This window comes from Ruminiclostridium papyrosolvens C7, assembly GCF_000421965.1.
Lineage (GTDB): Bacteria > Bacillota > Clostridia > Acetivibrionales > DSM-1351 > Ruminiclostridium > Ruminiclostridium papyrosolvens_A.
Genome location: NZ_ATAY01000030.1, coordinates 116,987 through 131,846, shown reverse-complemented (window position 1 = coordinate 131,846; position 14,860 = coordinate 116,987). Strand labels below are relative to the sequence as shown.

The 14,860-nt window shown below is 37.2% G+C and carries 15 protein-coding genes; 2 read left to right on the top strand and 13 right to left on the bottom strand.

The features are described 5' to 3' along the window. Positions 1-20: 20 nt before the first annotated feature. From L323_RS30340 to L323_RS30315, 6 genes are all read right to left on the bottom strand, one after another. The gene (locus L323_RS30340; RefSeq protein WP_020815425.1) at positions 21-1,070 is read right to left on the bottom strand and encodes a type I phosphomannose isomerase catalytic subunit; all 1,050 of its coding nucleotides are present in this window, start codon (positions 1,068-1,070) and stop codon (positions 21-23) included. A gap of 97 nt (positions 1,071-1,167) precedes the next feature. Beyond that, the gene (locus L323_RS30335; RefSeq protein WP_020815424.1) at positions 1,168-2,448 is read right to left on the bottom strand and encodes an ABC transporter permease; all 1,281 of its coding nucleotides are present in this window, start codon (positions 2,446-2,448) and stop codon (positions 1,168-1,170) included. Next, complete coding sequence (locus tag L323_RS30330; protein WP_020815423.1) at positions 2,445-3,341, bottom strand: ABC transporter ATP-binding protein; 897 nt, start codon at positions 3,339-3,341, stop codon at positions 2,445-2,447. Before L323_RS30330 ends, L323_RS30335 begins: the two co-directional genes overlap by 4 nt. Before the next feature lie 26 nt (positions 3,342-3,367). Next, positions 3,368-3,889, bottom strand: coding sequence for a DUF2812 domain-containing protein (locus L323_RS30325; protein ID WP_020815422.1), 522 nt, complete (start codon positions 3,887-3,889; stop codon positions 3,368-3,370). Then, on the bottom strand, positions 3,873-4,214 hold the full coding sequence (locus L323_RS30320) for a PadR family transcriptional regulator (RefSeq protein WP_020815421.1): 342 nt from the start codon (positions 4,212-4,214) through the stop codon (positions 3,873-3,875). The genes L323_RS30325 and L323_RS30320 overlap by 17 nt, the downstream gene beginning before the upstream one ends. A 243-nt stretch (positions 4,215-4,457) precedes the next feature. Continuing rightward, positions 4,458-6,404, bottom strand: coding sequence for a bifunctional metallophosphatase/5'-nucleotidase (locus L323_RS30315; protein WP_020815420.1), 1,947 nt, complete (start codon positions 6,402-6,404; stop codon positions 4,458-4,460). 128 nt (positions 6,405-6,532) lie between these two features. Between L323_RS30315 and L323_RS30310 the strand changes: the two genes are divergently transcribed. Continuing rightward, positions 6,533-7,303, top strand: a complete 771-nt coding sequence (locus L323_RS30310; protein WP_020815419.1) for an SDR family oxidoreductase — start codon at positions 6,533-6,535, stop codon at positions 7,301-7,303. Positions 7,304-7,309: 6 nt separating this feature from the next. Here L323_RS30310 and L323_RS30305 read toward each other — a convergent pair whose 3' ends face one another. Next, entirely contained in the window at positions 7,310-8,194 is an 885-nt protein-coding gene (locus L323_RS30305; protein WP_020815418.1) for an AraC family transcriptional regulator, read from the bottom strand. A 182-nt stretch (positions 8,195-8,376) separates the two neighbouring features. Here L323_RS30305 and L323_RS30300 point away from each other — a divergent pair, with 182 nt between their 5' ends. Then, complete coding sequence (locus L323_RS30300; RefSeq protein WP_020815417.1) at positions 8,377-9,297, top strand: DMT family transporter; 921 nt, start codon at positions 8,377-8,379, stop codon at positions 9,295-9,297. Positions 9,298-9,346: 49 nt separating this feature from the next. Here L323_RS30300 and L323_RS30295 read toward each other — a convergent pair whose 3' ends face one another. The 6 genes from L323_RS30295 to L323_RS30270 form a co-directional block, all read right to left on the bottom strand. Beyond that, the gene (locus L323_RS30295; RefSeq protein WP_020815416.1) at positions 9,347-9,847 is read right to left on the bottom strand and encodes a hypothetical protein; all 501 of its coding nucleotides are present in this window, start codon (positions 9,845-9,847) and stop codon (positions 9,347-9,349) included. Positions 9,848-9,941: 94 nt separating this feature from the next. Further along, complete coding sequence (locus tag L323_RS30290; protein WP_020815415.1) at positions 9,942-11,423, bottom strand: sensor histidine kinase; 1,482 nt, start codon at positions 11,421-11,423, stop codon at positions 9,942-9,944. After that, positions 11,420-12,100: a response regulator transcription factor gene (locus L323_RS30285; protein WP_020815414.1), complete on the bottom strand. Its 681-nt coding sequence runs from the start codon at positions 12,098-12,100 to the stop codon at positions 11,420-11,422. Before L323_RS30285 ends, L323_RS30290 begins: the two co-directional genes overlap by 4 nt. Positions 12,101-12,195: 95 nt before the next feature. Then, a complete protein-coding gene (locus L323_RS30280; protein WP_020815413.1) occupies positions 12,196-12,849 on the bottom strand; it encodes a DedA family protein in 654 nt (217 codons plus the stop codon). Positions 12,850-13,016: 167 nt separating this feature from the next. Continuing rightward, the gene (locus L323_RS30275) at positions 13,017-13,835 is read right to left on the bottom strand and encodes a ferritin family protein (RefSeq protein ID WP_020815412.1); all 819 of its coding nucleotides are present in this window, start codon (positions 13,833-13,835) and stop codon (positions 13,017-13,019) included. Positions 13,836-14,038: 203 nt separating this feature from the next. Continuing rightward, positions 14,039-14,776, bottom strand: a complete 738-nt coding sequence (locus L323_RS30270; protein WP_020815411.1) for a LytR/AlgR family response regulator transcription factor — start codon at positions 14,774-14,776, stop codon at positions 14,039-14,041. Positions 14,777-14,860 lie beyond the last annotated feature (84 nt).

Genomic DNA, 14,860 nt, shown 5'->3' with positions numbered 1-14,860 from the left:
TCCATGTTTTTATTATTTAACTAACAGTTTAGTACCTTGTATATTTCGCTGTTTGTGCAACCTGCATTTTTCATTGGGTTAACAATGTCGTTTATTAAGTCAGGTATATATGTTTTTAAAGCCTTTAATTTCCCGGAAACGGTGTATTCCCCCGAAGCCGCAGGCAGAAATACGGTTTCACCGGCATTGACTTTTACATTTGCTTCTCCTGTTTTAATCGCTCCGTTCCCTTCAAGAAATATGTAAATACAGAATTTGCTACCGTCACATTTTTCTATAACCTCACCATCTAATTCATATCGTTCACATGCAAAATATCTGTTGGCCACAAATACTGTTTTGGAACAGTTGTCATTAACTTCAACCTTTACGCCATCACATTTAACCTTTCTGCGCCCGGCTTCAAAGTTAATAACATCAAGTGCTTTATTCAAATGCAGCTGGCGTCCTACTCCGTTAATGTCAACCCTGTTGTAGTCAAATAGCCTGTAAGTTATATCTGAGGTCTGCTGGATTTCCGCTATTACTATACCGTCACCAATTGAGTGAACCGTTCCTGCAGGTATATTTATGACATCTCCCGGCATAACCTCCACTTGTAACAGACAGTCTTCAATACGGTTTTCTTTGACGGCTCTTAAGAATTTCTCTTTGGTTATATTTTCTTTAAGACCAGCAACCAGCTTTGAACTTGGCTTTGCAGCTATTACATACCACATCTCATTTTTTCCGAAGTCATTTTCAAAAACTGCAGCATAGTTATCATCGGGGTGTACTTGAACGGAGAGTTTATCATTTGCATCTATAAGTTTTACCAGTAGAGGTATTTCACTGCACCCTGAAGGAAATTTTGTTCCTACAACACCTATTGGGTCAGACTTTATTAGTTCAGTAAGTGTCCATCCTGCAAACTCTTCATTTGCTACGACACTAAGTCCGCTTTTATGGCAGGATACCTCCCAGCTTTCGGCAACTACACCTTCCGGCAGCTCCCTACCCAGCTTTTCAAAGTATCGGCCTCCCCAGATATAATCCTTATAGACAGGCCTAAATTTAATAGGATAATACATAAGCTCCTCCGTAGCTAAAAAAGCCAAATGGTATTATTTGGCTTTTTTTAATATGTATTATATTTTATTCTAAACCATATCATATAATGATTCAATATTATTTACTATTAACCGTCTTGTTTTCTTTTGAAAACTGTAGCAGCTTTCCTATTTTCAATCTGTCGCCATAATGAAGCACCGCATAGGAGTAGAGCTTTACTGAAATCATCCCGACAAATACTATAGTTATCAGTAATATTCCCAGCGATAGTCCGATCTGCCAAAGTGGTACGTCTGTCGTCACCAGCCTTGAAGGTACTGAAAAGGGGGAAGTGAACGGTATCAATGAGGCCACTTTTGCAGCAGTACTGTTTGGAACCGCAAATGTTCCGTATGAGAAGTAGAATGCTATAAGTGCTATAAAGGACATAGGCATCATAGCTGAGTTTACATCCTCTGCCTTGCTTACGGTTGCACCAACAACAGCGTACATAAGTGCATACAGGGTATATCCCAGTATGAAGTAAATTATCACCATTGCAGATGTAAAAGGTGTAAAGCCTGATAAATCCAGTTTCATACCTCCAATAGTAAAGTCTGATGGAAAAACAGTATTGTATGTCAGTGCACCAACCCCAATTATCAATGCAAGCTGTATAAGTCCCAGTGCTCCCATACCGGCAGTTTTTCCAATTATTATTCTTGAAGGTTTCACGGAAGTTATCAGCAGCTCCATAACCCTTGAGGTCTTTTCTGATGCAACGGACATTGATACTCCATAGCCATAGAAATATATTGCAAAGAACAATATTATTACTATAAATATGCTGGAAATATATCCTCCTACTTTACTGTTGCCCAACTCATTTACATTAACATTTAAATCTGCTAAAGTCTTTGTAATAACATCTTCCGAAACATTTTCCCCTTTCAGCATGGTTGTCACGTAAATATTCTTGAATACCTTGCTTATCATATCAGGGTCCGGGCCGCTTCCATACTGCTTTGTGAAGTACTCGCCATTTGGAATGTTATCTTTCAGGCTAACAACTATCATATAGCTTTCGCCCTTATCCTTTATCTGAGCTTTCAGGCCTTCCTCCTTGTCAGCAGTCACCTTTTCAAGCTTAAAGCCTGACATTTGTTGCTGTAATTCATTTATTCCCTGTTCAAAAATTCCGGTTTTGTCAACAACATATACTGTTTTGATGTTGCTAGAGTCTGTCTGGGTCTGCTCATTCAGATTATCATTGACTCCAGTTTTACTCTTGGAAATTGCAGCGGGTATTACCATAGCTGCTATAACAATTACAAGAATCAAAACAGTTGATATAATGAATGATTTTTTTCGTGCATTCTCTCTGAAAGTATACTTGAATACTTCTAAAAATTCTTTCATTTTGCTTCACCAGCCTTTTCTATAAATATTTCATGCAGTGATGGCTCTCTTATTTCGAATTTATCAAGCATAAGCCTTTTGTTAAGTATTTTTTCAAGCAGTTTGTACGCCTGCTCTTCATTTGAGATTTTAATTTCGTAGCCTGCCGCAGTGCGATTTACTTTTGTAATACCCTCTTGCGCAGCAAGTTCAATAATATCTCCCTCAGAATTTATTAACAGATTATTTCTCCCGTAGCTATGCTTGATTTTTTTAAGATCTCCGTTAAGTACGGTGTTACCGTTTTTAAGAATTACTATATCCCTGCAAAATTCCTCAACAGTGGACATTTGATGACTTGACATTATTATGTATTTTTCTTTCTTTATCAGTTCATGTATTACTCCCTTGAACAGCTCTGTATTCACAGGGTCTAGTCCACTGAAGGGCTCATCCATGAATATCAGGTCGGGATCATGCAATATAGATGCAATAAACTGTATTTTCTGCTGATTCCCTTTGGATAGCTTCTCTGCTGCCATATTTGCATATTGGCTTGCTTCCATTCTCTCCAGCCAGTAGCTTATGTCCTTTTTTGCCTTGGCTGCACTGATTCGTCTCAAACTCGCAAAATACATTAGCTGCTCCGTAACTTTTACTTTAGGATACAGCCCTCTTTCTTCAGGAAGATATCCGAAATTTGTAATCTGGCTTTCTACAGGTTTGTTGTCCCACATTATGCTTCCCGAATCTTTTTTTACAATATTCAATATCATCCTTATTGTTGTGGTTTTACCTGCTCCATTTGTTCCTAGTAGCCCAAACACACCCGGTTCGCTTACTTCAAATGAAATATCGTTGACAGCAAGCTTTTCTCCAAACTTTTTTGATACATTTCGTACTTGTAAACTCAAATTACCCACCTCTTTATTTTAATTTTTTATTGTTTCTTTCTGAATTTAGTTATTTGCATCACCACATTTGTAATTATAAATGAAAAAAATGCCAGAATCAGGGAACCAAATATACAAAGAACGGGCAGCATCGCTTTGCTACTGTCATTATATGTGTTCCATATCAAATTTCCAAATGACACACACTCCATTATTGAAGCAACCACTACTATTGCAAGCAATGCTTTATTTCTGGCAATAAGGCTTTCAAAATCAGTGTACAGTTCAGGCCTCTCATCCTCATACTGTTTCCTCAATATATACCAGCCCATTCCTATCTGATACAGCTCCCATCCGTCATCCCTAACCAGTGTAACATAATCAGGAGTAAGCTTGGATTGGTAGTCAATACAATATCTGGCTTTTATGGGTTGGCACCTTTCGAAGTAAAAGTATAAGCCTTTGACTCTTGTTTCAACCAGTCTGAGACCATTTGACTCCATTTCTTCCAGCCAGTTTTCAATTCTTTCGTACTCCCAGGCCCACCACCATTTAAATATCTTGATCATGATTATATCCCCCCAGAACCTTGTGCCCGTTCACATACATCTCGTCTATACGACTCATTTCCTGTTCAAGCAGCCATTTACCCTTCTCAGTTATCCTGTATAGTTTACGCCTGTCCTCTTCTCCTGACGGCTCAATAAGATTATCCTTTTCAAACTTGGTAAGAGTCCCGTAAATAGTCCCTGCTCCAAGATTTATCCTGCCCCCGGTTATGTCCTTTACATGGAGTATAATTCCATATCCGTGTCTGGGCTCATTGAGTGAAAGCAGAATATAAAAACCGGTTTCGCTCATGGGTAAATATGCTTTTATTAGTTTTTCATTCATACCCTCATTCTCCTTCGTATATATCACGTTGTGATATATCATGAATGTAATATATCACAGCGTGATATAACGCGTCAAGATATATTTGATATAATATTCATTTTTTTAAATTTTTTAGTGCATATCAAGGGGCTGTTAGGTTAAACAAGATAAAAATTAATTTTGCGACAACCCCTTTATTCTTAGTGCATAATAAAAACAGATAGTCTCATAGAGCTACCTGTTTTTTTATTATAATACCGGCTACACAGCTGCCTTATTTTTTCCCTTTTTTCTCACAAGCCTTACTATAATTACAATAGCAGCAGTTATAACAACAACAACAGCTAATACAACCAAGTATAACCTTACTGCTATACTGTTGGGGTTACCCAGAATAGCCGAGAGACTGTTTGTATTATCAATAATTTTTCGTCCTTGTAAAGTATTGTAATAGTATGGAATTTGCGGTACACCCTCTGTTTTCGGGAAAGATTGCAGATATCTGGCAGTGGCAAGCCATTCCTTTAGTTCAGTGGTATGTCCTCCCGAATTCGAATAAATTATATAGGAATCGAAGTCTTTGATTGGTTTGCCCTCCTTGGTTTTAGGCACTACAGGCAAAAGGCCGAAAGACTTAGGCCCCACGGTGGCCAGCATCTGCGCATTATACAATCCGCTTACTACCCTATAGAGTTTTTTGTCATCTATTCTTTCCTGTGTTCCATCAGGCTTCTGTAGGTGAGCCTCAGTAACCCTATTGAGTATCATTCTGTTGGGATTAAAGGTGTAGTCTACACCTGACATATACAGCTGTGCATAGCTCATCATAGGAGATATGGAGGCATCCAGTTCACACAAGTTTTTCAGTTCTTTTCCCGTAAGGTACACTGATATAAGAGGATACCCCGATTTTCCATCCGGCCCGATTCCAAGGCAGCTTGAAATAAATGCATCCTGAACGGTTATATCGCCTTCCACAAATGACCCCCTCATTGTTCCAACAGGTACAATTGCAACTGCTACAGGTTCGTAGTCTTTACCCTCCGCCTGCTTAACCGAATATATATATCCGTCAGAAATAAGGTTTCCCAAAGTATCCTCCTGTAGTTTTTTTCCTATCTGTTCAGTAGCAATAAAACTAAAAGGAGACCGGCATAAAACCTCATCGAACTGCATGTCAAAATAATTGAGATATTCCTTCTGAACTATAGTCTTAAATTTACTTATGCTTTGTGAAATCCCTGAATCCTCAGTAATTGATTGGTCAATATGCTTTAAATGGTAATTTTTAAGAGACCATCTTTCTCCAGGAATTTGTACAAGTTCAATAACCCCAAGATTGTTTCCGTATTCCCCGCAGGACCCGATTACAGCATTTCCATGTATAATAGGCATTTTTAGAAGAGTATGAGTGTGCCCGCTTACTATAACATCAATGTCAGGAACCTTCTTTGCAAGTATTTCATCCTCTGATTTGGAAGCCTTTTCCCATGTACCCGAATGAGATAAGCATATTATAAGGTCTACACCTTCTTGTTTCAGCTTTTTAACTACCCTCTTTGAACTTTCTACAACATTGTCAAAAGATACTTCAGTAGTTGTTATACAATCTTCAGCATCCTTTCCCATAAGACCGAATATGCCAATTCTGATTCCGCCCCTATTAAGAATTGTGTAATCTTTCACTCCATATGCCTTCATAGCCTGTTGCAGCTCATAAGAGGATTTAGTCATTTTATCGCCGCCGGGAAACACTATATTTGAGCTGACTATTTCAGGTAGCTTGTCACTGCTGTTTTTTGCAGAATACAAATGCCTTGTCAGGCCGGTATCCTTAAATTCGAATTCATGATTACCCAATGTTGTTACATCGTATCCCATCTGGCCCATAATCCTAAGCTCCGGTGCATCTGTTGAATACAATGATTGAAATAAATCTCCCATTGAATAGTCCCCGGCATCTACCAAAACTATATTTTTACTTCCGGATTTTTCCTCGTCAATTACCGTTTTCAATCTTGAATATCCGCCTGTCCAAACAGTGCTGCCATTATATTCCCCTTTATTTGGCAGCAGGTGATCATGCATGTCATGAGTAAACAGAATTTTTACTTCTCTAGGCTCCTGATCTGCATATGTTTTTGAGAATACGAAAATAAATATCATTATGGTTGCTACAGCAAATAAAGCCGCACTTTTATACCTCATCTTTTTTATCACTCCTGTTCAATAAGCTATACTGCTACTTATTCATATACTCAGCAGTTTATGCATTTTATCCGGGTTTTTGATATACTCTAGTTATTATACTAAAAACAGAGGAGGTTTTGTAACATATGTCATTATTTACAGATAAATCCATTATTGTAACGGGTGCAGGGCAGGGTATAGGAACAGCGATATCAAGAAAATTTGCCCAAGAAGGGGCTAAAGTTGTAATCGCAGATATTGACGAAGAAGCAGGATTGGAAAACGAAAAACATATAAGGAAGGCTGGTCTTGAAGCCATTTTTATAAAAACTGACGTTTCAGACCCGGCCTCTGTCGAAGAAATGGTTAATTATACGAATAAAAAATACGGCAGAATCGACGTACTGGTAAATAATGCGGTTCTCACCGGCTTTGGCAATATATTTGAAACGACTGTCGAAGAATGGGACAAGGCTATTGCCGTAAACCTTTCAGGTGCGTATTATTGTGCAAAATTCTGCGCCGGCTTTATGAAAAACCAAAACAGCGGATGCATAATTAATATGGCCTCAACAAGAGCCTTTATGTCTGAACCGGATACAGAACCGTACTCCGCCTCCAAGGGAGGGATTATTGCACTGACCCACTCTCTGGCAATCTCTCTTGGTAAATACGGCATAAGAGTCAATTCCATCAGTCCGGGCTGGATAGATGTTTCCTCCTGGAAAAAAAGCTCTGTTGCATGTCAGGATATTTTATCAATAGAAGATCATGCTCAGCATCCGGCCGGAAGAGTGGGTGTTCCCGATGACATAGCGGAAGTATGCCTTTTTCTGGCATCCGACAAATCCGGCTTCATAACAGGTGAAAACATAACAGTGGACGGCGGAATGACTAAAAAAATGATTTATATATAGTCACTGTCATCCCTCAACCTGAAAGCAGTTGATAGGGTGTTCAAGGTTAGTCTTGCAATATTTTCTGGGAGACATGCCATACATTTTTGAAAAAGTACGTACAAAACTTGAGTAGTCGTTGAATCCGCATTCACCTGCTGCATCGGACGGGGATTTTCCCTCCTTTATTAGAGCGGCACTTTTTTGAAGTCTCTTATTATTTACGTAACTGTGGATTGAGAACCCTGTGTTGGCCTTGAATTTATGCATAAGATAGTACTTGTTAATGTAGAACCTTTCGGATAATGCTGCTATGCTCAGATCTCCCGACAGGTTCGCATTAATAAAGTGTATGACCTTCTGAATCTGTTCGTCAAACTCTACTTCAATGTCTTCTACTTGTTTATCCGGTTTTAGGTATAGTCTATTTATGTAAACCATGAATTGTACAAAAAGTGCATTTGCAAGGATACCTGAACCGAAGGTAATATTTTTAAGCTCCTTTTCAAGATTCCCCAGTATAGGCTTAATATTATTGAGGGAATTTGCACCCAGCCTTACCAAATGTTTTTTTTCTCTGGCAAGGTTAAAGCACGTCAAAAGATCATTATCGCGATTCCCATGCTCCTCTAAAAATCTATTGTTTATCCATATAACTATTCTTTCATAGTCACGGTCAGGTGCTATTATGGGCTTATGTACCTGATTTCCCGGAACGAAAAGAACATCCCAAGGTTTGAGTTTATAGTTTTTACCCTCAATATTGTATATAACGTCACCAAGTAAGAATATTATTATTTTATTAAAATCGTGATAATGGTGTTCAAACTGAATATTGTTTCTGTCCTTCAAGTGAAAAAATTTAAAGTCATCCTCCAAATAGCCTCTTTTAATACCCGGCTCCTTTTCCATCTTAACCATCCCTTCATAGCTTTTGATAATACTTAGTAATACTATTCTATTATATGTTTCAAATAAAATAAATGGACAAAAAGCACTTTTTGCAAATTTTTAAACAGTTTATGCAATAAACTTGGCTAAAAGTTAGAATATAATATAATATGTAAACTAATTAATTTAGGTGGGTACATATTATGAACATTATTACAAAAAACAACGCACAAATATTTCTTATCTTAAATGCCATACTCTGGGGTTCATCATATATATGGTCCAAAATGCTTTTGGGATTTCTTCCTCAGTTTTCAATACTCTTAATATGTGCCATATTTGGGTTTTGTTCCACGGTGGTACTATTCAGGAAAAAACTGCAGGGTTTCAGTAAAAAAATTGTTGTCACCTGCGTACTTATAAGCCTTATTTCAGTTATAAGCAACACCTTCTGCATGCTGGCACTGAAAAATACCTCAGGCTCAAACACGGCATTTATAGTACAGCTGTCAATTGTAATAACACCTGTAATAATGGCTGTTCTAGAGAGAAAATCGCCATCCCGGAAAACAATTCTTCTGGCTATGACTGCGATGGTTGGCATTTACTTTATTACTTTTGCAGGAAAGGGTTTTAGTATAAATATGGGAGATATTTTCGCATTATTTAATGCAATTTTTTTCTCCTTGTTCATTGCACTTCAAAATAAGTTTTCAAATGTATTTACCGCAGTACAGTTTACATTTATACAGCATAGTACCAACATAGTTAGTTTTTTGGCTCTGGCTCTGATATTTGAAACAGGTAAAATAGCATTTTCAAATGTGGTAAATCCCGTATTCCTATTGCTTATTTGTCTAAATGCTGCTGTTACTATATTTACCTCTTTGTTTCAAAGCTCTGCAATCAAATTTGTACGGCCTGAAAACGCAGCCATTACATATGCTCTAGAGCCTGTAGTTACTGCAACTCTGGGTATATTGCTTCTTGGAGAACGATTCACAGGCATTCTCACCGTTATTGGCTGTGTTATTATATTGTTTACCATAATCGTATCAGCATTTAAGAAAGGCAAGGCTTTTTCAAGACATTCTTTGAAACTGCGTATTACAACAAAAGCATAAATAAAAGGACGCATCTTTGTAAATATGCGTCCTTTTTTGTCAGAACAAACTAATCATGTTTTTTATTTTCCATCTTGTCCATCTTGAATTTCGGAAAATCTTTGCCATCCCACTGATCAAGCTCTTTTTTTAACTCTGTCAGAAACTTTTGGCCTTCCTCATTTGTTAATTTTCCTTCTGAGACCTTTTTATCAATGTGTTTCTGGAATCGACTATAGATTTTAGCTTTCTTTTCAGGAAGAGGCAAGCTGTTGAATTCCTTGATTTTCTGTATGCGCTGGTCGATTTCCTTTATCTTTTCGTCAGCTTCTTCCTTGGAAATACGACCTTCTTTCAAGTCTTTTTCTACGCTTTGCTTTTTATCTTCAAGATATTTTAAGGGATCCTTACGACACTTCTGACATTTGTCTTTGTCCTTAATCTCTTCTTTATGTTGATCAACTGCACCATCTTGTGATTTGGAACCTATGTCGGACTCAACTGCAAAGACATTAGAAGATAGTATTGAAATAACAAATGCGATAGTAACAAGAATTTTAATTTTTTTCACTACTATCACCTCCTTTCTACACTATCTTTCTCAACTAATGTGTAAATATTGTGTAGATTTTGTAAATTACTTCAAACAATTTTTTCCAAGGTCTCTAGGCCAAATCCGCTTCAAACCAAAAAAGGACACCTTCCGGCTTGTTTAAAACACCGTAAGCATTATTATGGGCTTTCTGTATTGCTTTTACAATGGACAAGCCAAGACCTGTTCCACCATAAGCTCTTGTTCTTGCCTTATCTACTTTAAAAAAGCTCATCCAAATGCTATCTATAACGTCACCCGGAATGTTTTCTCCTGAATTGAATACCTCCACCCGCGCCTTTGTATCTGTTATTTCAAGGTCAACATTTATTATTCTTTTATCATCCAGATGATTAAGTGCATTGCTGAGATAATTCATAAAAACCTGTTCAACATAATAGTAATCGGCATTTACTATTACATTTTCTTTTACCTTTGAATTGAAGGTAACTTTCGCGTCCTTTTCGGCAAATAGAATAGCTTTCTTTTTTAAAACATCAGTTATAAGCTCATTTATGGAAAATTCCTCCCGGTCAAGGGAAATCTGATTGAATTCAAGTTCCGAAAGTTCAAGAAGCTTTCTTACCATACTGTCCATTTTATTTGCTTCGTCAATTATCACGTCACAGTAAAAGTTCTTATTTTCCTCGTCGTCATTGACGTTAAGCTTGAGTCCTTCCGCATAGCCTTGTACAATAGCAATAGGTGTTTTCAGCTCATGTGAAACATTACTGATAAATTCCTTTCTCATTTCATCAATCTGTCTTTCCTTCTGTATATCCTGCATTAACTTAATGTTGGCCTGTTGCAAATCGCTTATGGAGGATTCCAACTGTTTTGACAGTGAATTTATACTTTCACCCAGTGTCCCGATTTCATCGTTCCTATTTACATCATACTTTTCGCTGAAATCAAGGACAGTCATTTTTTTTGCAATGACGTTGAGCTTTTCAATAGGTTTTGTAACTCTTGAAGTAAGAATGTAAATAATTACTCCTCCAAGCACCAGCGTCAGCAGGCCTGTAAGAATGGAAAAGCTAATGGCTATTTGTGAACTTTCCTGAATTGCGGCAAAGGGTGTTCCCATGTATATATATATATTATCATCTATTTTTGCATAGAGTGATACAAAATTGGATTCCATTCTTTTGTCGTATCGGATTTCTATTTTAGGAGTATTATCCTTGAGTCTGTTTATTTTATCTTTTATCAGCTTTTTGTCAATGGATGGTGTTGTACCCATAATCCGTCTGTTTTCCCGAAGCATTTGCAAATTCTTTTGCCCTGATTGGTAAATTATATTTAAATCCTCGTCAAACAATAAAATGCCCATGCCCCGAAGGTTTTCTATTTTTTCAATGTCCATCATTATATTGTCAGAATCTGTATTATAAGCATTCTTTATAACGTCATAGCTCTGTCTCATTGTATTTCTTTGATTGTGATAGTAATATTTCAGAAGAAGTGAACTGTTTAAAACCCATGTTAATATAACGGAGAGTACTATCAATCCAAAAAATGTACCGAAGAGTTTGGTTTTTAATGAGATTTTCATTTAGTCACCTCAAACTTGTAGCCCAGCCCCCTTATGGTTTGTATGAAGTCACCCTTGTATCCCAGTTTCAGTCTCAATTTTTTTATATGGGTATCAACGGTTCTGGCATCCCCAAAATAACCATAGTCCCAAACGCAATTAAGAATCTTCTCTCTGGACAAAGCTATTCCCTCATTATCACAAAGATAGAGCAACAGCTCGAATTCTTTTGGTGTAAGCTCTATCTCTCGTCCCCCGGCATGAACTGTATGAGCAGCGGGGTCAATCTCCAAACCGTCAAAGGATTTTTTACCGTTTATATTAATATTTACTCTCTTGAGAAGAGCCTGTACTCTTGCCAATAATATCATCAGGCTGAAAGGTTTGGTTATGTATTCGTCTGCACCGATTCCAAAGCTCAGTAGCTCATCTGCTTCTGTACTTTTTGCTGTCAGCATTATCACGGGAACCTTTGAATACTGGCGAATACTTCTTAATGTCTCCCATCCGTCCATAACAGGCATCATTACATCAAGAATTACCAGACTGATTGATTCTTTCTGCTCAATAAATATCTTTAAAGCCTGCATTCCGTTATCTGCTTCAATTACGGTATATCCTTGCTTTTTAAGAAAATCGGCAACCAGCCTTCTCATTCTTTCCTCGTCATCTGCAATAAGAATTTTAATTGAACTCACGAAAAGTATGCCCCTTTCATATGAACTATTAAATAAAATTATAGTTTATATTTGTGAACAGTACGTGAATTTCCCCGGCAAATTTCGTCAGAAATTTAAGCTTGGTCGGTTGGGCCAGCTTTTTTGTTTTTTAAGTATGCCACAAAACCCGGCAGTACAGATATTGCAATTATAGCCAGTATTACAAGTGTAAAGTTCTCCTGAACAACGGCAACATTTCCGAAAAAGTACCCTGCTGCCAGAAACAGTGAAACCCATAAGACACCACCAATAATATTGTAGCCTATAAATTTCATATAACTCATTGAACCCATACCCGCTACAAAGGGTGCAAATGTTCTGATTATGGGTATAAATCTTGCAAGTATTATGGTTTTACCGCCGTGTTTTTCGTAAAAGTTATGAGTTTTTATCAGATGATCCTTTTTAAGGAACCTGACGTTATCCTTTCGGAATACCATAGGGCCGAATATCTTACCTAAATGATAATTACAGGTATCCCCAAGAATAGCCGCGGAGATCAATACTATTGTTATAATCTTTAAATCAAGCTCACCGCTCGCCGAAAGGGCCCCTAGCACAAATATCATGGAATCCCCGGGCAAAAAAGGAGTTACTACGAGACCTGTCTCACAAAAAACTATGGCAAATAAAATCACATAGGTCCAGATACCGAAGTTATTCGCCAGCATTGTCAGATTTTCATCCAAGTGCATTACAAAATTAAAAAAATTTACAATAATATCCATCTATACCTCTTTAATTAGTTTTATGTTTACTGCTTTATACAATATACTTAAATTTAACCCAAAAGTCTGTTTATATATACTTAATCTTTTTTAATTTTCTTTATTTTGGGGTAAAAAAGAACCGGATGGCTGATTAAAAGCTGTCCGGTTCAATTATATCGCTGATATTAATATTTGCAATCATTATTGTGAATTAAAAGATTATATAGAGAAGCATGCCTTAATTCATCCGTAATTATTTCTACCATCATGTTTATATGTTTTCTGTTTTTCATGGCCGCTAAAATCCTACGGTATTTTTTTACGGCATTAGTTTCACCCATAAGTGCCCCCCTGAGCCCGTCACAATATGTTCTAGGTTTTTCAAATGTAACATTTTCATCAGGCTTTACTGTCTTTCCCGTAAGTTCAAAATAAAGCTGTCTGAACATCTTTGCATGTTTTATTTCATTATCCCTTATCTCTGTAATAATTTCCTTGTCCAGCAGTGCCGGGGCATTGTCTAAAAGATATTGATAGAATAATCTGTCTTGTGTCTCACCTTTTATTGCCTCTTTAATCAACTCAAGTGCCTCTGACATATCTGCATCCATTTTTTCATGTTGCATCATGTCAGGACACATCCCGGGCTGCATCATCATGCCCTGTTGCATCATGTCAGGACACATTCCGGGCTGCATCATCATGCCCTGTTGCATCATGTCGGGACTCATCCCCGGCTGCATCATGCCCTGTTGCATCATGTCGGGACTCATTCCGGGCTGCATCATATTCTTGCCCATGCCCTGCTGCATCATGTCATTACCCATTTCAGACTGCATGTCTTCCTCGTGGTTTATATGTGGTGTGTATCCCGGCTGTAAATCAGGACTAATGTTTGGCTGCATAATCCAAGGGTTTGTCATCCCTGAACCTGCATTTTTATTTGAAGGGCCCGGAGCCATCATATTACTGCTTACATATGGCCAATTTCCGTAATTACGCACAATTATACCTCCTCTATGATTAACATAAATTTCCCTTATTACATGTTATGTAAGTTATGTGGGATTGTTTCCAAATAATAGCAACAGTTGCTAAATACGATACAATACATTTTATGTTAATATATTTCGGTAACAATTACACCAAAATGAGTATAAGATATCTGGGATATCACCGTTATATGATATTTATCATTAATGATAAATTAGATAATAGCATCAGAACTTTGAATTTCTTTGTGGTTTTCTATTACATAATGCATGTAGGCACATTTTATCTCTTTCCTGCCTGACTGTCTTATCGGAACAGTAGAGCTATTTTTCAAAACAAACTCATTCTCTTTGGTTGCAATTATATGCTGCATATTTACAATAAAACCGCGATGGGACCTTAAAAACCTTTTATCCGTAATAACATCACAAATTTTTGCCATAGGCATATGTATTTTATATTCTTCAAGTTCGGTAGTTATAACAACACCATTTCGGACAGCTTCAATATATAGGATATCCCTAAGATTAATTTTTACAGACTCTTTCCCAAAGGGCAGTTCTATGTACTGTGCATCAAAGGCTAAAACCTTCTTGCAACGGTTTAAGGCCTGCTCCACACGTTTATATGTAATAGGCTTAATCAGATAGTGTGTTGCAGCAACCTCAAATCCTTCACCTTTGTGATCCAAGCTGGAGGTTGTGAAAATAATTTTGCAGTCCTCATCAGTTTCCCTTATTCTCTCTGCAACTTTAACTCCGTCAATACCTTTCATATATATGTCCAGAAATACGATTTTATAATTTTCCTCTGAAAAAGACGACAACATCTCTTCACCACTGTCAAACTCAACAACATCTATATTTATAAAATTATTTTTTGCATACTGCAGTATGTACTCGCACAGCAATGTACGATCAAATCTTAAATCGTCACAAATAGCTATTTTCATTGTAACCTTCCTAAGATGCCTTAAAAATAATAATTGGTATATCTTTCCTGTTAAAATTATAACATGAAAGATTTGTTTTTTTCA